This window comes from Bartonella sp. AC10YNML, from assembly GCF_042196825.1.
Taxonomy (GTDB): Bacteria; Pseudomonadota; Alphaproteobacteria; order Rhizobiales; family Rhizobiaceae; genus Bartonella.
Window position 1 is genome coordinate 1 of the sequence record NZ_JBHIRA010000023.1, and the last position, 19,135, is coordinate 19,135.

Sequence of the window (19,135 nt, forward strand, 5' to 3'; positions counted from 1 at the left end):
AATGGCAATAACATGTTGACCGGTCAGGTTTTCATCATTGGCCCAAGGGCGTAAATTGTTAATGATGGTTTTTTCCAAGGCTGCACGGGTGCGCACCACATTGACAAAACGCCAAAGCGGATCACTGGAGGTGGTATGGTTGCCCCATAAAATGCGCCCATTGGAAGCTACTTCTCCCTGCCCATTTTGACTAAGGCGCGCGGGAATAAAGGTCGCAATATCGGCTTTATTGAGACGGTTTGCCTCATGATCAATTTCGCCATCAAAGTAGCTAATGGGGCGTGCTGTCCCTAAAATGCCATGCACATCTTGGTTGGAAGGAGACCAAAAAACACCGCCCCTTTGCTTGTCCCGCTTGATAAACATGGCTGCTGCAAAAGGACTTGCGGGTTTTATACTCACACCTCCATCAGAATTTGCCACCCGTACAAAGGGATCAATCAAATAACAAAAGCGTGAGGAAAAATCTGCACGATAAGCAAGGCTTTCTTCCGTGTTTTTACCTCCCGTATCAAACACAGCAATGGCTTGTAGCTTTTCTGCAACCTGTTCTAAAGCGTCTGCCACAGGGTTTTTGCCATTGTCAATCCGCCCTGCACTATAAGCCGGTGCCAAGAGAATTCCAGGTTCCACACCCAAATGCCCTCTAGCATGCGCTAAGGCATGCACACCGGTCAAGTGAGTATTGGATCCCACCATTTCGGTTTGTGTCTCAGCTATGGTTGACTTTTCTTCCACCCGCACAAGGATAATTTGTGCCTCAATCCCTTGCGCGCGCACAGCGTTAATCACATCAAGAGCTGTGCCCCTTCGCCCAAGCTTTTGGATTTTCTCACCCTCATGTGTAAAAACTAACACAGGCTCGTTGAGGGGAAAAACTTGGTTATCAGCATCAGGGGCTGTAACAACCGCCCCAAGGGCGGTTTGATCAAATGTTGCTAAGGGTCGTGATTTTTTACATTAATTAACCCTATTGACCTTAAACTCTTTTCAAATACACAGAGTTATTCTTTATTTTGAGCTTTTCTTAATTCTGTAATGGGAACTCCACCGATACCCCAATTGTCTGTCTCCACTTCATCAATTACGACAACAGTCGTTTTCGGATTTTTATTCAGAATATTAACTAATAATTGAGTTGCCCCTTCTATTAGTTGCCGTTTCTGTTCAGAGGTAACCCCTTCATTAGTAATTTTAATATTTATGTAAGGCATAAGATCTCCATAATTTACAAATATTGAATAAAAAAACTCAAATAAATGAACGCAAAAAGATTAAACATTAATACATAATAGCTATGCATTTTAAAGCTCGTATCTACCGGTGAAATATGTAGGCTACTGGAAGCAAAAATAGCATTTATTGATACAGGAGAAAGGAGTTGAGCTGCAATAAAGAAGCAAATCCAAACCAAATAATCCGTAACCCCATAAGCCATCGATGACCCTAGTAAGGGAAATGCCAAACTAAATAGCACCATAGGGTGAATTCCTACTACACTGAAAATTGGCAATACAAAGAGAATACAGGCATAACGCTGCCAAACAGAGAGTGATGCCAATGAATGACTAAACGTCACCGGCAACAAAGGAATAAGCAAATCACAAGTAGATATTAGCAGACTACAACCTAGCAACAACATAATTTCACTGGATATACTGCGTATCACTGCCACCAAAGGAGTCAAAAAATCAACACTGAGTGAACTCACACGCTCAATGAGGTATAGAATGCTCGCCGTCAATGCAATGCTTTCTAGTGCATTCAACCTGATAACTGTCAATGCAACGATAAATGTTAGCCAGAAAAATATCAAAAAAATCCAAATTCTTACTCTCTCTCCTTCTTTATTCGCTCTCCTCTCATCGCAAATAATCGGGTTAGCTAGCGGTACAACAGGAGAAATGCACAACAACAACAGACTGAATAGAAAAAGTGGTATCCCCAAAGCAGCGGATGTGAATATTGGTGTTTTAGGCATAGCAGAGAAAACTGTTGCTGCACCGATGCTGGTCGGCATCAGTACCATTGTGATGCTCATCATTCGCATCACAATAGCGGCCAAATGGCGAGAGGGAAAAACACTTTGCTTCAAGGCATCAATCATTAGGGGGATAACCCCCAAACTCATCGGCCAAGCTAGAAACGCAGTCAGTATCGCGATGGACAGGGTAAGCGAACCCTTTCCATAGCGCATCAACCGTTCAGAGAGAAATTCTGAAATACGCCATATATTCATCACATGGCGCAACAATCCCATGGCGAGTAATAGCCAAAAGACATCAGTAAAACGCACAAGCACAGTACCAACATCAGGCAAGTACCAACGCCATATCAGCACTAAAGTACAAGCCAACAGGATGGCCACACCACTGCGTGCATTCCCCTTCAACCACCAGTATGGTATCGTCAAAAGAAAATAACCAAAAACAGTCACTCCAGCCAATGGAATAAGAAACCAAGTTCTCATTGAGATAGATATAAGAAAAATGAATAGCATCAGTATCGCCATTATAGCGGATACGGAGGACATGCGTATCAGGAAGCTTTTTATATCATCAATGTACATTAATTATTGAATCTTTGACTGAGTAGCGATTAAGAAGCTGCTCGTACATGTCAATGACACAGTGCCCTGCATCCCGCAGTGCACGCGAATTAACTAAAGGTCTAGGCAAAATATATGTATAAAAATTTGGCCCCTCTACTGGATTACCGACCACCCATAATGTATTTTGTACTTGTCCTTTAATGTCTATAGGATGCTGCTGACAGTCAATATCAATACCACCAGGATGATATCCTTGGTTGATAAATGGCCGGATAATACCCTGAGCAGCCAAATTTTTGATAAAAGGAGACTCATCACGCAACGGAGAAAAACTATCAATCTTGGCCTTGATCAGCACATCTCCATCAACTGAACTGTTTTCATCTTGGAAAACAGACTGAATTTCGAAACGGCTGGTACTAGCATTGAGAACAAGTTTAGGTGAAGGTCCACCAGCCAAAGTCACGATACCAGCCTCCATCAGAGCCTTCAACTCTTGGTTTCGCTGCATTGGTGGACCGACAGAAATACGGTTGAAGTTTGGATTTAAATATTCAATAAAGTACTTGTGAGATGAAGACGTTAACCCGCAAAAATCAATTGCTGCACGTAAAATATCACGGACATCTCTTAGCACATCTGTAGCAGCTTTCACTGGGCCTTCAACATTACCTGCAGCGGAAGAATGAAGATCTTCCCTTAAATGCTCAATGAAGAATCTTGTATAATCATTCAGAGAGGCGAATATTTTATTTTGATGAGGATACAGCAACGCTTGAATACACTGCTCGTCTTTGGAAGTAACAACATAGGTTTCAGGGTCTAGCCAATGCCCTAGCTGCGTACTTCGATAGACATAACACATTTCTTTAAGTAACAGAGGTAAAAGCTGCGTTTCGAAATCCAGCTGCGGAGAACCATTAGCAATGCTGGACTGCTTACGCAGATGATGTATTGCATCGAGAGTAAGGAATGATGGTATGTATTGCCCACTACTACCCTTTTGATTAATCCCGCGACTACTAAAAGGCAATGTTTGACGGGAGAATAGAGCTATCTTAGGTTCTTTGCCGCTTGGCGTGTAATGCAATTGTCCAGCATTTTCAGTAAAAGTCCCACCGCGACCATAAGTCAATTGCGACAAGACATCATAGCCAGTTAATCCAATTCCCTGCAGCAGCACACGAGACTGAGCTTGTATAGAGTCCAATTTTTCAATTGGATAAGGATTCGAATAATAGTTCAACAGCGCGTTTTTCATTTGGTGAACAGCCACAAACTGTTGCAGATTTTCATCATGCGATGAATATATATTCTTACCGTGACCCGTGGTCATATAAACAAAATCTACACTATAACGACAGCCATCTTCCAAAAGAACATCCGTTTTATTATCTTGGTGGATATGGAGATTGATAACCTTTTCTCGGATCTCCTTAATACGAATACCGGAAGGTAAATCTTTCGTGAGCTCTTGGTAAGCCCAAGACAGGTATTCCCCTAATAAACGACGTGATAAATAATCATTTTCTTTGATTTCTCTCCCAACATCACGCTCTGTACGAGAAAAAACACCGTTAATATTACGATAACCTTGTTGAATAGCCCATTGATAAAAATTCGGTCCCTTACGAATAGGCCCTACTCCCTTAACTGTATCATCACCAAATAAAGTAATCTGGCAGGCGACAGTGTTAACCAATAAATGATCCGGCTGATGCACACTATGGGTACCGGTCCCCATCTCATTGGGATCAATCAATAAAATATCAATGTTCCCAGAAAATGGATAATGGGAATAAAGCGTGAGCAAGCGTTCGAGAATACTGACCCCACGAGGACCAACACCCAAAATAGCGACTGTAGAGTGAAGCATTCTGTAATCTCTCCTATTAAAATAATTTGACTTTCACAAAATGTTTCAAAAAGAATGGAATAAATTCTCTCGACTTTTTAGTGAAGATTGCAGATTTATGAAACGCCAACAACCTTTTTACAAAGACAATATTGACAGATTCCAGCAGCAGCAAAAAGCGCTACAGCACCACAGATAACGGAAAGCGTAATAGCATGTGAACCAGACTGTAAAAAACTCGTCAAGAGAGGTCCTAATATTTGGCCAAAACCGTAAGTTAAGGTAGCCAACCCAAGCAGATTTATGCCATACGGCGCATATAAACGCTTAGCTAACGGCATAACTAAAGAAGTCGTCCCCATAAAAGTAAATCCAAACCCTATACAACTGAGAACGATCAGTACAAGAGACTGGCTGAATAATGTCAGTAATACGCATCCTCCTTGGATAAGCAAATTGAGCATCAGACAACGTAATACCCCCCACCGATGGGCTCCCCATAACCAAATGAAACAACTAGGAACAATGGCTATTCCGACAAACGACCATAAGTGGTTAGCAAGTAGTGGGAAATTAAATGTTTTCGCCATCAGAGGAAGATATGTCGCGACAATAATATAACCGAACCCAGCGAGCCCATAAATCAGAGCGAGTTCCCACCAAACGATATTTTCGTGTGCCAATGACTCGTTAATAGCAAATTGAGATGCATCAACACGACGTGGAAATAAAATAAATAACACGAGCAACAATATAACAGATATTAAACCAGCTCCAAACCAAATACTTTGCGCGTTCAGTGATTTACTCAAACCAATAATAACATACTCATTACCCAGTAGAATACCAACTCCCACACCCGCATAGAGCGAAGCAATAACCCACACCTTGTGACTATGCTGCATAACCGTCATAGAACCAAAAATCATCATTGCCGCACTCGCGATACCGGCAGCAAAGCGGATAAAGAAGACCAAGTAAAAGTTTGGTGTCAACGCCATGGCAAAAATAAGTGCACTCGTCACTATAGCTGCACCAAATAGCATGTGGGGAGCACGGGATATATTCCCAACTCTGCAAAACGAAAAAAACATACTCCCAATTAAATAACCGCCATAATTAGCGCTAGCTATATAAGAAAGTTGCTTAAAGGTAAACAATCCTTCATCCAACATAACTGGAAATACCGGCGTATAGAAAAATCGCCCGATCCCCATCCCCAAAATCATAATAATCATACCGAATACAGCGACTTTGAAATAACTCAAATCTTGACGATTATTTTTTCCCCCCATTACTCTTAATCCCTTAACTGATAATTCGCTCATCCGCGTTCTATCTCATCGAGAGTAGCACTTACCTCAGAGAATAAAAGCCAATCTAGCCATTTGTTTGAACAACCAGAGGAACATATTGAGCGATTATTGTCAACATTATTGGATCAGTTATATGCATTTCTTCGTTTTACACTCTGCTCCATGGATACTCTTCTCCCTACAAAGCTTCTTTTTCAGAAAAATAATGGCTGAAATTAAGCAGCAATAACAACGAGGAAATCAATCAGCACGCCCCCGTTCAAACAAGATAATATCCCCCAAAGCGACAGCTTCATCAAGTGCGACTAAAATATCCTCACAAGGTTGCGTTATGTTCACATGGTGAACACCCTCAACCATCAGGCGGCTTAGTAACCAACTTAAAGAGAGATCACGCCCAAGCTTTTGCGCACGCGTCCATTCTTCTCTTAAACTCTGCTCCACTCTTTCCAAAACAAAGGAACCTTCATCCGGTAACAACCAAAAATCAATAGTATTGAAGAGTATAAAGGCTACTTTTAATATAGCTTTGTTTTTTATCAGCAGCAGTAAAAAAGTTTGTGTTTTTTACAAAAATTGAATTTATTCATTTTTTATATTATATTTTATGTTATCTTCCTTAAATTAATTAAAAGATCATCGAGTATTAAACTGATAGGATGCATTTTTCTCAAGTGGCATTTTAGAGAAATGTTGATTTAATCAGTGAAGACAAGCAGTGAGCAAAGTTATAATTTGAAAAGACAGTATATAATGTTTATGATCAATGACCTAAATTAGAGACATGAATTGGGAGAGTTTAATCTTTCTTACAGCACAGTAGATCAAAAAAACAGTAGATGAAGTTTAAAATTCACCATTATCCATCATAAGATGAAAGCTTTCATTCCAAGTTTGATTTTTTTAAACTATTTTCTTGTTCTTTCTGTAATATCTAAAGAATATCTTCAAGCACTCATAAGAACTCTTTTAAGTTGTCATTTCCATGATCAAAGTAATGGTTATCGAGCTTCCATTCAGGATACTGTTTTGCAAAAGGAAATCATCATTTCAGAATATGGAGGGATTTATGTATTTAGTCACAATGTATCATGCCCCCTTCCTCTTATATCAGAAATTTAATTCTTAATCGTAATGACGTGATCAAAAAGCACCTTGCGAGACAATCTTTTTAATAAATAAAGTAAAGATGAATTCTGAAAAAAATTTTTAGACGTAAATTGATACGGAGAAACAGTCAGAAAGAAAGGAGGGGATTACAAATGTTGATGACTATAAAAAAAGATATCAAAAAATTACCAAAAACCGATTTATGGATCATTTGTGCTATTTCAGCTGATCAGCAAAGAGAATGGATCAGTGAATGGTGTATAAAAAATAAACACACCTCTATAAGTTCTAATTATGTCAATGATCTTGCCGTCCTAGGGTCATTTTACAGATCTAGACAAAATGATTACTATGGAAGAAACAGCCCCACAAGCAATTCCCCTCAAAAGATAACAATCTCATTTATGAGGCTTATGTTGCTTCTCATAATCACTTCAAAATTGCATCATTTTCTCTCATTAATACGCTTTAAAGTCCCATATAGACTAAGAGGCCTTTTAAATTTTGGGGTGGTTATGGAAGCCTTCTTTCCACTGATCCCTGAATGGGGATATGAAACCGCTATCTTTTCACAGAAAAATATTCTTTTTAGTGAAAATTCTTATTGTACAATCTATGAAACAACACAATGAACAGACCTCGCACCCTTGCTCTCACCTATGGATCCTATAACGCTATCCGCATGCTGATCGGCGTTTACCATGCGATTTTTTTAATGTCCATGGGAGTTAGTCTGGCGCAATTAGCTCTGCTTCAGGTTGTCTTTTCCACCACCATTCTGCTACTTGATTTTCCCTGCGCTGTTTTATCTGACAGATATCGGCGTAAATATTCCGTTATGGCTGGGGTCTTTATGACAGGAGTATTTTATCTTCTATGCCTTCAAGCTCCCAATATGACGGCACTTATTATTGCGCAAATTCTCTATGCAGCGGGCATTTGTATCATTGTCAGCGCCATTGACGGATGGATTTACCATTCTCTAGGCGATAAACAGGATCACTTTTCGCATTATGCTCATCTCTACCACCAAGTTAACTCTTTCGGAAGTATTCTCAGTGGGATTGTAGGCATTGGAACGATCTACTACTCTGGACGATATTTTATGGGATATATCATCTCATGCCTCATGATGGGATTTATTTTTTTGATATTCCTTATTGTTCCTGAAGAAAAGAAAACAACAATTGAAACGTCCAAAACAAAAACAATCTTGCACAATGCCAAGGAAACGCTTTGGATATTTCAAAACACAGTAGGAGGAGCATGGTTTATTTTCCTCATGTGCCTTTTTAGCGCTGGTATTCAGATTATTTATCATTTCTGGCAACCAATAATACTTTCAGGGGGAAAAATTCATCACCTCAACGGTTCGCAAATGCTCATCTTGATGTGCTGCCATATTGGAGCCTTTTCAGCACAATATTTTTCAAATTTACTGATGTCTAAGTATCATGTTCTTGATAAAAAATATAAGAATTCTATAAAACACTTTTCCTTCTTTTCTGCTCTGATGTGCATAGCGCTCTATTTTTCAGTTCATAGCCATCAAACTGCTGCATCAGTCATCGCCTTCTCTTTAATCCATGGATTTATTTGCACTGTACCGATCGGTGCAAAAAGCTTATTTTTTTCAGAACTTAACCAAAAACAAACGCAGCATATTTCCGGTGTTGTTGGTGCTGTCTCTTTTAGCGGAAGAATATTTTCAATTACAGTATTGAGTATTATTTCTTTTCTTCCGGCAAAAGTTTCTCCATCTTACTACCTAATATTACCGACCATTACTTTTTTCATGTGTGGTTTGGTTGTCATGAGATGGATGAAACACTCTCAAAAGTCTCTATGAGAGGAAAATTTTTAAATTACCACTCACAATGTTTTTTTCTAAAAGCATTGACACATTCAACTTTCAATATACAATGCAAATATAAAGTAACACATTGATTTATAATGATAATATGCCAAGCGCGAATATTGTAAGATTCTTTCTTTTCAAATCTGCTTTATGGTTGAAACAATCAAAATCATTTGCTTGCACATCATAAGCAAAGAAAGCCGTATAAATAAAAACGATTTAGAAAAGAAAAATGCCTTTTATGAACTCTCATAGTCAAAATCTATAACAACAGGAAAGCAGATATATAATATGCCTCTTTGCATCTTCATAAGTATACAAATAGTGTGGCTTTATAAGGCTTTATACGCCTCACAGAAACTTTTGCGTTTTATACCATACGAGTTGGCGTCGCAAAATGGGCTTATACACATTGCAAAGATATCTCTTTAAAACAAGTGCATAAATTGGCAACACAAGTGTATTTGTGTTTAGAACATGCTTTTTATATGAGAGGCATAATCCCAACGGGATAAACAGAACTCCTACACACAATCGACTGCTTTTATAACAATAGATGGCGGAGAGGAAGAGATTCGAACTCTCGAGAGCCTTTTGAGCCCTACTCCCTTAGCAGGGGAGCGCCTTCGACCACTCGGCCACCTCTCCGACAAAGAGGCATAAATGGTATCAACAGAAAGTTCAAGACTTTTTCGATTTTTTTCCCAAATATCTGAAAATTTTTCTCCTATTGATCCCATAGGGACCAAAAGTTAATAAAACAAAAATTGTGTCTTTTTTACCACAGCATCTCGAATAGTACATGCATATATTACAAAAAGGTAATTTCATATTTAAAACTCTAAAAAGATTAGTTATAGCTAAGATAACAAGTGCTGCGTATTTACTTATGTCTTTGTCCTTAATGCGTTAGGAAAATAGTACTCTTTAGAAGAAATTTAACCGGACCTCGGAGATCCTATATGAATATTAAATCCCTTTTTTTAAGCTCTACAACAGCTTTTTTAGCTGTTTCTGGAGCTCATGCTGCTTCAACAGTTATCCCCGAACCCGAACCTGTAGAATATATTCGCGTTTGTGATGCCTACGGAAAAGGATATTTTTATATCCCTGGAACAGAAACCTGCATGCGTTTATCAGGAAATGTTCGTACTGATTTTATAGGCGGTGATAATATCGATGCAACAACCGAAACTGAACTAAGAGACAAAAGAAAAACCTATGGCGCAGCATCACGGCTCACCCTTGTTTTTCAAGCAGCTTCGGAAACAGAAATGGGAACACTTCGTTCATATGCGAGAATTTATTCAAACTGGGGGGATGGTAGAGACAACGCTAGTGCAAGGCTTGCAGCGGCTTACATTGAACTGGGTGGTTTTCGCGTAGGTCTTGATGACACAATTTTCAACAGCTGGACTGGTGATTATGGAAATGTTCTCAATGATGACAGCATAGCACCTGCTGGCATAACACGCACCAATTTTATTTCCTACACCTTTAGTGGTGACTCCGGCTTTTCTGCTATTATCGGCGCTGAATTAGGCAATAATTCAGATACTCTTCCAGGAGTAACAGGATACTACATTGATAAAGATGGTAAGCTTGCTTCTATCACGAATGATACTCTTCCAAGTAAAGCAATTAAAAATTACACCCCGAATGTGGTTTTGGGTATAAAGTTCATGCAAAAATGGGGTGGTTTTTCAGCGGTTGCAGCATATGATGCTTACTACAAAAAGTGGGCTGGAAAAATACGTGCAGATTTCAATGTCAACGATCGTTTCAATCTATGGGTAATGGCTGGTTATAAAAACGGCCTTGATTACTACACAGTAAATGAAAATGATGAATTATCACGAAAAAGCACAACAATTTATGCAAACTGGGGTGGTAAATGGGCTGCTTGGGCGGGTGCCACTTACAAGCTTACTCCAAAAGCAAATTTGAATGCTCAAATTTCTTATAGTGCTGTAAAAACCTTTGCAACTTCTGTAAATATTGCATACACGCTGGTTCCAGGGTTTGTGATTACACCTGAATTAACCTATGTTTCTTGGAACGATGATCGCGTTGTGACGGATAAAAATAATGATGAAAAACATTTATTCAATAAAAAAAGTGCTTTTCAAGGTATGATCCGTTTACAGCGTTCATTCTAATCCTATTTAAGCTACAGCTTTTAAAAACTGGCAAACCATGTTGCCAGTTTTTATTTTTGAAATCAAATATCATGATCTTTTCCTGATACTTATTGTCTTGTCTCTCGGAAAAAACCGACTTAATTTCATAAAACTACTCTTAGAAGATTAACCTGATATGCTTGATAAGAGCTCTCCACACGGACGTTTACACTTCACTTCAAATACAATCTCTTTCTTGCCCTTTAAAGCATGAATAACCTCCTTTGCTTTATGACCAAATTTGTCTTTCTTGATAATTTACTTCTAACCTTTGTAATTTAGGTCATGATCTTCTCAAATAAATTCTACACTGAACAAATAAAATATTGAAAAAAACAAGACATCATTGTGTTTTTGATATGCCTGAATATGTCTTCTATCAACACTCTAAAACACAACGTTTTATAACACTGCTTCATTAAAAAACTTAATCATCAAGAAACATGCTGTCAAAACGATGCAAACATCCCCTAAAGCAATAAAAGAGCAAAGAGATATATCTTCAAAAAATAAATTGACCTCTTCCCCTTCTAAAGAATAGCCCCCCTAACAGTAGCAATTTGTAAATGCCCTTATTTTTAATGAATCTGCATCACATTGATTTATAATCATAATTTATAATTTATAATTTTGCATGTTTCAATTAACCAAAACCTTTCACTTGTACACGATAAACGGAGAGAGCCGTGTGAATAAAAACGAGTACAGAAAACCCTTTTATGTATCGTTTTAAGTTCCAAGGGCTGTAGTAACATTGAGATCTGACAAAGAAGTGTACGATAATGCTAGGCACTTTTATTAAGAATAAAAATGAGGATACACTTCATAGAGGATTTTAGATTATATTCTCTATGAACGTCGCTGTAAAATATATGTTGTGATACACACTAAAAAACATTTCTTTAAAACAAGCATGGAAATATACAATACAAGTCCATTTTATTTGAAGCGTTTTATCCTGCGTAGAGCACATGTCATCATATACGCAACATCTTGGCTTTATGCGTTTTTAAAGGAAGCGAAATATAAGACAAAGAAACAATAAAATTTAATCTCTGCAAATCATAGAGCTTTCAGAGTTATGTTTCCATAAAACGCCTTATACCGTACAGGGGATCTTTACACGATTAATGTCCTTTTTACATAAAGCCAACTGGTAAAAAGCAGCCTTTCCTGATAATAAAAAGGCTTGCACGTAATCATAAGCCATATTTTCAATTAAAACGCATTGAATTCATGGAAAATATTTATCAACCAATGCATAAAGAATTGCTGCTGTTTCAACATCTAGAATCCCATCATAATTTTCTTGACGAAAATGAAGTTGAAATGCTCGGATCAAATCTTTGTATCCTGTTTGGGTACACGCAACAGAAATATCATATCCATAGCATTTTAGCTTCGCCAAAACATCTTCTTTTGGTGGAAAATTTTTAGAGAATTGCTCTTGATAATGACTTTTTAATTCGTCATCATACCACGCTCCTATACCTTCCCTATAAAGTTCTTTCCATGGAAAAGCTGCTCCTGGATCACTTTTTCTTCCAATGGCAATATCACTATGTCCCACAACATCTGTTGGCATAATATCGGGATACCGTTGAAGAATATTCAAGGCAAGTTCCTTAACAGCATCAATTTGTATTGGATTATAAGGAGGAAACACCCCCTTCCCATCATGATAAGTCGCTAAATTAACGATTTCAATCCCGATAGATGCATCATTGAGATGACTATGCCCAGCCCATGAACTCACACCCGCATGCCATGCACGCTCATTTTCATCAACCAGATTAAAAATACGCATATCCTTAAAGCCTGCCTCACGATATGTCTGCTCTGAAGGATCAGGAACAAGATAGTGTGCACTAACCTTTTCTCCTGTAAGCGCCATAATCGAGGCTTTAAAATCAATAGCCGTATAATGCATAACGAGAAAATGAACGCGACGACTAAAACTCTTGACAGAACGATAACTGTTGTAATCAATCTGATACATAAAAGCCCTTTCTTTTTTGCTTAAAAAGACCACTGCGCATCACAACATATTAGGATACGAACTGTTAAAAAATGCAATAAACTCCCTATCTAGATACTAAGAATTACGACTAAAATTTGTTCATCAAAAACATTGACACTCTTATCAACAATTAAGACACATTTTTATTTCTCTCCCACACACGCATAAAATGTTTTTAACCACATTAAATATTTTTCCCAAAAAAATTCACAAATGACCAATCAAAAAGAAAACAAAAGCGTAAAATGATCACTCCTTAAATCTTCACGTCTTACAGAAAAATAGTTCGTCCTGTTATAAAATTGAAAAATATAGCCCCTCGGAAGTGAACCCCCAACGATCATGCAATCACACAAAAACTTAAAGGAAAAATTTTATGAGCTCTTTACAGCAATTTATTATCAGATAACAGAACGGCACATGTTCGCAATAAACTCTTCACGGACATATTGTTCAATAAAGTTTGCAAAGCTTTCCTGTAAATAACATAACCTCTTGTTTTTTCACAACATCTCTGTTTGATTTACAAAGAAGCTCAATTATTTACAACGCTTAAGGCACACAAAGTCTCTGGATTCCTTGTCATAGGCTCTATAAAATGTAACATATTGATTTATAATAATAATTAATCATTATAAATATTAAATGTAGCGAGCCTAATATCGTTAAGTTTTTCTTAATTTTGAATCAATCAAAGTCATTCATTTACGCATCAAAGAAAATTTACCCTATAGACAAAAAACCCTGAAAAAAAAGATCAAAATACTTCTTATAATAGAATGTTCAATAATTTAGGCAATATTTTACATCCCCATAGAGGTTCATTTTTTCTTCTCCATTTTCAAATATCTTTTTAAAACCAACCAAGCGGCATATTCTTGTAAGACGACACCTAAAAGTGGTCGCGTATAGGGAAAAGTTATACGATCATCACCATAACCTTTCATCCGTATAGTTATGGTAGCATGTCCAAGGCTTTCTGCTTGATTTTCTAATGTCTCCAAAGAAGGCTCTAGGCTCACTTCAACCTCAAGCAGTGGAATATCTTGTTTACCTTTTTCTATGGGCTGAAAATATTTTAAAAGCAGCGGATCATTGGCAGACCAATGAACCTCTGCATGCATCGCTAATTGTTTAGAAGCAGTAGTAACTTCTGCACCAACCAAATATGGACGAAAATGATTTTCAAATTCTTCCACGAAATGTTGTTCCAAGGGTGCTTCTGATTGAGCAACCAGTTGCACCAAAACATAGGGACTTTTCCATAAAAAATGCCGCTCAAAGGGTTCATTTTCAAGATGATCATCAACCCACTGCGCAATAGTACTTTCATCAATTCCAATCAAAGTCCATGCATACCCCGCACGCGATACAGAAGAATATCTCTTCTCGTTGTGTTCTAAATAATTCTCTAAAAGCGCAAGAGCCTGTGATGGTGGACCAGGCAAAACAACAAGCGTACTTCCATCGCAAGAGAGATAAAACCCTGGTGCTGTGCCTGTAGGATTATCAAGTACGGTTGCTGTCTCAGGAAACAATGCTTGACGTGCATTACTCTTATCCGCCGTAATCCCTAATCGTTGTAATTGACCTTTTATTGTTTGCCAAACATCTTCATGATGTACCAAAGGCTGCTTTACAGCTTGAGCAACTCCATCGCGTGTTTTATCATCTGATGTTGGTCCCAATCCCCCACTGATAATGATAAGATCTTCTTGTCCAAGACAAGAAACAACAGTCTCACTGATTTGCTGTAATTGATCAGCACAAACAAAATGACGTGTGACTTGAATATTTCTCTTGTTCAAGCTTTGGCTTAAATCTTGTAAGTTTGTATTCAAATATTGTCCTGAAAGGAGTTCATCACCAATGGTAATAATGGCAGCACGATGAACAAAGACAGAATTCATAAGAGAATTGCGAACAGCTTCAGCCATTTGACGGGTAGAGGCTATACCTCCAAGATCATAGGTAACGGTTTTTCCAGCACGAATAACCTGATCAACACTCTCAGCCAGTTGTTTTGCTGCATCTTTAAAGCCTAAATGCTCTAAGAGTAAAGCCGTGGTATAAAGCATCGCAGAAGGATTGGCTTTATTTTGTCCAGCAATACGTGGTACGCTTCCATGAACAGGTTCAAAACAAGCAATCTCGCTCCCCACATTCACATGAGACGCAAGCTCCCCTCCTCCCATTATACCAGAGCCAAGAGTAGAAAGAATATTGCCAAACATATTTTCAGCAACAATCACACCAAACTGCTCTGGCTTGGTTGCAATCCACAAAGCAACCGCATCAACATCATGAATATCTGATTCAATTTCCGGATAATTTTGCGCAATTTTCTCAAAAATTTCCTGAGCAAACTGACCACTTTCTCGCAGAACATTGGGCTTATCAGCAAAAGTAACCCGCCCAAACCCATGTCTGCGTGCATACGAAAAAGCATATTCAAATAACCGTTCTAAACCAAAGCGTGTCTGCAAACGAACTGTCCACGCGGCCTCCTCAAGCCCATATTTTGTCAAATTTGGATGTTTTAGCCAAACGGCTGTTTCAGGAGGAATACCCCGAAAATCCAATCCAGCATAAAGGCCTTCACTATTTTCTCTGATAACACAAAAATGAAAAGGACGTTGGGGACCAAAGATGTATCTTATAGGACATATATTCGCAAACAAACCTAACTTTTGGCGAAGTTGAAGTGCGGGAGAAACATAGCTAAGGTTTTTCTCTTTTAAATGCGGAGCAAGTTCTTTTAAAGCCGCTTCTTTTCCTTTACTGGTCACAGCACCAAGTAAAATAGCATCACTCTGAGTAATTTTTTGCCAAGTCGCTTGAGGAATAGGATCTCCTTCCTGTTTCCAACATTCAAAACCAATATCACCATAAGTCAATTCAATCGGCAATTGGAATTGCTCTAAGACCATCAGCGCAGCATCACAAACCTCTGATCCTATCCCATCACCAGGTAATACAAGTACTTTCTTTTTCATAGTCCCTCCAGCCACTCATCAATAACTGCATCCATCATAGTAGGATTATCCTCCCATAAACGCGTACCAGCACCAGAAACAATCTTATATTCATGGTTCAGATTATGACTTTTCGTCTGATTATCTACCGTTGCAAGTTGCGACTTTTCTCCCACTAAAGCTAAAAACTTCCCCTTATACTTAACTATTTCATCTCTAGCATCTATTTCTAATAAGAGTTTAAACCCTCTTGTCATGCGTTCAATTGCCACGCTTTTTTTTTCATCAGGAATCTCCAATAAGGCTCTTTTTTTCATAATGCCAGAAGGATGCATAAAACCATTGAGTATTTCCAAAGCCCCCGATAAATCATTATTTTCTAAGGAGGCAAGAATATCTCCAAGGCGCCGTTGCAAAACCTTATCTGGATAGCCAGGTGCATTCACAGCAAGCACAGCTTGAACATTGGGAAGCTGTACTGCCAATATTTGTACCAATGTTCCAGCCATAGAAAATCCTACCAACACCGTAGGCTCTTTAAAATAGCTTTTAAGTTTTTCTGTCATAAAAGATAAAGTCTCTACAACAGAATGATTGAGAACATGAGAACTCTTAGGAAAAAGAGAGAGTGTGTCCAGCAGAGTGACAGGGAATCCTTTTGTTGAACATAGCGTTGTCAATGGAGAACAAAAGACACCATCATCCCAAACTGGCATCACAGGAGAAAGAATAATAATAGGAAAGCGCATTGCTCAATTTTTCCCCCTATTTTAAAACATGCATTCAGGCAGAAACTCTTCCCACCCACTATCATGAAAATACAGATATGTTGAAATTCTAAACTCATAAGCTTCCCCCCCGTAATCAGTGATTTGTTAAACGCACACTAAGCCTGTGATAAATTTAACCCCACGCAATCAAACAACTTCATAAAAAAATTCATCTAATGTACAGGTGCCCCCATTTGTATAAAACATCAAAAGCATTTCCGCATAATGCTTTCTTTTTATCATTTTACTCAGCTTATTTCTGAAATCATAAAAACACGGGCATTTCGAATATAAATGATAAAACCAATGAGACAACACCCTGCTAACAAAGTTGCCATAGCCCGTGGGCTATGACCAGAGATTTTTCCGATAACCGCTGCACTGAGTGCCGCACTGCCTAATTGCAAAGACCCCATAACACCAGAAGCCGCTCCCGCAGCTTGCGGATGCGATGAAATAGCCAACGCTGTTCCTAACGGTAATAAAAAACCATTGCCAAAAGTAAGAACAGCAATAGCGATAAAACTTGTCACAAGGGGCCATGGGCTTAGATACATCTGCAAAGCAAAGAGCATGCCTCCTATAACAAAAATAATGTACCCTCGACAGACAGTTTTTTCCATAGATTCGCGTTCGAAAAACCATCGCGCTAAAAGATTTCCCAAAATATAGGGTAATGAAACACCAATATAGGTATAACTAATGTATATCGGCGAAAGCCCCAAAGTCGTGAGTAAAAAAGGCGACTCCACAATATAAGCAAAATAGGCTGCGTAAGAAAAACACGGAATAAGTGCATAAAAAATAAATTGTTTATTTCTAAGAACGCCTAGATATCCCTTCATAAATCCTATAGGAGAAAAATGCTGCCGTTTTTGAGGGGGTAGAGTTTCGCTTAGCACAAAACAACATAGCAACATGGTCAAAAATATAAAAAAGCTTAAAAAGATAAAAGTTGCCTGCCAATGAAAAGCTTGTATCAAAAGTCCACCAATGAAAGGTGCAAGTGCTGGTGACATTCCAATAAAAGGAAAAACAATCAAATAAAGTTTTCCAGCCGCTTTTTTATCCAACAAATCATTGATAATTGCACGACTTAAGACAAGTCCCGCACAAGCACCCAGACCTTGCAAGAAACGTAACACAAGAAAAGCGTGAATATGAACCGTATAAATCACACCAAGTGTCGTGAATAACCACACGAATAAGCCCAATAGAAGTGTTTTTTTACGCCCAAAATTATCACTCAGCGGCCCATAAATGAGCTGCCCAAGTGCCAATGCCAACAAAAAAACCGCCACTGCACTTTGAATTTGAGATTGTGTCACTTGATAATATTGACGCATATCGCCCAGTGCCGGTAAAAAAATATCGGTAGAAATCAGCCCTCCTGTTGATAAACATACGATAAGTATAATGAATGGTAATGTATATTTATGTTTCATCAGGAAAGTCACACTTTTTATTTAGGTATTAAATATTATTTAATTAAATATAATTATATTTTATGCTTATATATGCAAATAATAATTATTAAAAGTGTTATTATTTTACTTTATAAAAATATTATTTTTTTATAGACAGCATTTTATTTTACAAACTTCACGAGCTAAAAAGTTATCCCCTAAATAAGCTCTCCTATACAAATACTTTGCCGTAATATTCCGTTGCTTTTTTCATTGATATTATAAGCAAAAGCATAATCTCTCTCTCCACGGCAACAGTCTCACTTTCTATACAATATCCATCAACGTTGATCGACAAAACGTAAAGCAGAAAAACAATCTCTAACGTATCTACCCCAAAATCACTATGGTGGCACATAACACAACAATAGCTTGAAGCCCCTATCAACACAAATAATTATGGAAAAAATCTTGATCTATCCCCTATACCATAAAATATAATGCTTTCTCTGCAAACCAACTCACAACCAAATATATCTTACTCATTTCATAAAACTCTTCATCTAAGATAAATATCAAAAAATTACCGTGTAACATATTAACAAATATGATGTCATAACAATTCAATAAGCTTTTTATTTAACTTAATCCATAATCTTTTATAACACTATGAATGAACGTTACTGATATTTATTTTTATCTTTAAATGCGCCTTCTAATCTCATTTTATAAATATTCTTCCCATAAAAACAGTAACACTTTTATAAAAATAAGCAGATATACCCCCTACTTTATAAGCTAGAAACCAATAAACGATAGTATACAATTTTTTTAAATTATTCTCTCTCATGAGAAATTCTATGATAATAGTATACGGATAGACCGCCTTTTTTCAGACATAAGTGAGGTCTTTTGAATTGTATAGCCACATTTTACTTCTCATAACAAACATTTGTTTAAAGTATTTTCCTATTCCTTTTTGGCTCATATCTATTCCTTTTTGGAACATAATTAGCCAAAAGGCATTGTATCTCCAGCATATTCAAGGAGATAAAACATGGAAACTCGCATTCCTGAAGACACACCATTCGATA

The 19,135-nt window shown here is 37.8% G+C and carries 11 protein-coding genes, 1 tRNA gene and 1 pseudogene; 2 read left to right on the plus strand and 11 right to left on the minus strand.

Going from position 1 to position 19,135, the window contains the following annotated elements:
* The 6 genes and pseudogenes from ACFINA_RS08690 to ACFINA_RS08715 all read right to left on the minus strand — a co-directional run.
* Positions 1-858 (minus strand): phage tail sheath family protein (locus ACFINA_RS08690; RefSeq protein ID WP_375615430.1); only part of this gene is annotated, 858 nt, incomplete at its 3' end.
* 146 nt (positions 859-1,004) lie between these two features.
* The gene (locus ACFINA_RS08695; RefSeq protein WP_375607418.1) at positions 1,005-1,214 is read right to left on the minus strand and encodes a 2-hydroxymuconate tautomerase family protein; all 210 of its coding nucleotides are present in this window, start codon (positions 1,212-1,214) and stop codon (positions 1,005-1,007) included.
* Between the two features lie 14 nt (positions 1,215-1,228).
* Positions 1,229-2,470, minus strand: a complete 1,242-nt coding sequence (locus ACFINA_RS08700) for a hypothetical protein (protein WP_375615431.1) — start codon at positions 2,468-2,470, stop codon at positions 1,229-1,231.
* Between the two features lie 88 nt (positions 2,471-2,558).
* Complete coding sequence (locus ACFINA_RS08705) at positions 2,559-4,427, minus strand: FAD/NAD(P)-binding protein (RefSeq protein ID WP_375614768.1); 1,869 nt, start codon at positions 4,425-4,427, stop codon at positions 2,559-2,561.
* Positions 4,428-4,522: 95 nt separating this feature from the next.
* Positions 4,523-5,734 (minus strand): YbfB/YjiJ family MFS transporter, encoded by a 1,212-nt coding sequence (locus ACFINA_RS08710; RefSeq protein WP_375614769.1) that lies wholly within the window; start codon positions 5,732-5,734, stop codon positions 4,523-4,525.
* A gap of 228 nt (positions 5,735-5,962) precedes the next feature.
* Positions 5,963-6,211 (minus strand): annotated as a pseudogene (locus ACFINA_RS08715) (baseplate assembly protein); the annotation flags it as partial.
* A gap of 1,249 nt (positions 6,212-7,460) precedes the next feature.
* Between ACFINA_RS08715 and ACFINA_RS08720 the strand changes: the two are divergent.
* Positions 7,461-8,681, plus strand: coding sequence for an MFS transporter (locus ACFINA_RS08720; RefSeq protein ID WP_375607413.1), 1,221 nt, complete (start codon positions 7,461-7,463; stop codon positions 8,679-8,681).
* 566 nt (positions 8,682-9,247) lie between these two features.
* Here the strand turns inward: ACFINA_RS08720 and ACFINA_RS08725 are convergent.
* A tRNA-Ser gene (locus ACFINA_RS08725) sits at positions 9,248-9,338 on the minus strand.
* A 314-nt stretch (positions 9,339-9,652) separates the two neighbouring features.
* Here ACFINA_RS08725 and ACFINA_RS08730 point away from each other — a divergent pair.
* Positions 9,653-10,849, plus strand: coding sequence for a porin (locus ACFINA_RS08730; protein WP_375607412.1), 1,197 nt, complete (start codon positions 9,653-9,655; stop codon positions 10,847-10,849).
* Positions 10,850-12,104: 1,255 nt separating this feature from the next.
* On the opposite strand, the gene ACFINA_RS08735 is transcribed toward ACFINA_RS08730, so the two are convergent.
* The 4 genes from ACFINA_RS08735 to ACFINA_RS08750 all read right to left on the minus strand — a co-directional run bounded on the left by ACFINA_RS08735 (position 12,105) and on the right by ACFINA_RS08750 (position 18,080).
* The gene (locus tag ACFINA_RS08735) at positions 12,105-12,869 is read right to left on the minus strand and encodes an N-acetylmuramoyl-L-alanine amidase (RefSeq protein ID WP_375607411.1); all 765 of its coding nucleotides are present in this window, start codon (positions 12,867-12,869) and stop codon (positions 12,105-12,107) included.
* Positions 12,870-13,711: 842 nt separating this feature from the next.
* Positions 13,712-15,886: an isocitrate/isopropylmalate family dehydrogenase gene (locus tag ACFINA_RS08740; protein WP_375615432.1), complete on the minus strand. Its 2,175-nt coding sequence runs from the start codon at positions 15,884-15,886 to the stop codon at positions 13,712-13,714.
* The gene (locus ACFINA_RS08745; RefSeq protein WP_375607409.1) at positions 15,883-16,614 is read right to left on the minus strand and encodes an alpha/beta fold hydrolase; all 732 of its coding nucleotides are present in this window, start codon (positions 16,612-16,614) and stop codon (positions 15,883-15,885) included. Before ACFINA_RS08745 ends, ACFINA_RS08740 begins: the two co-directional genes overlap by 4 nt.
* A gap of 269 nt (positions 16,615-16,883) precedes the next feature.
* Entirely contained in the window at positions 16,884-18,080 is a 1,197-nt protein-coding gene (locus ACFINA_RS08750) for a multidrug effflux MFS transporter (RefSeq protein WP_375607408.1), read from the minus strand.
* Between the last annotated feature and the right edge of the window lie 1,055 nt (positions 18,081-19,135).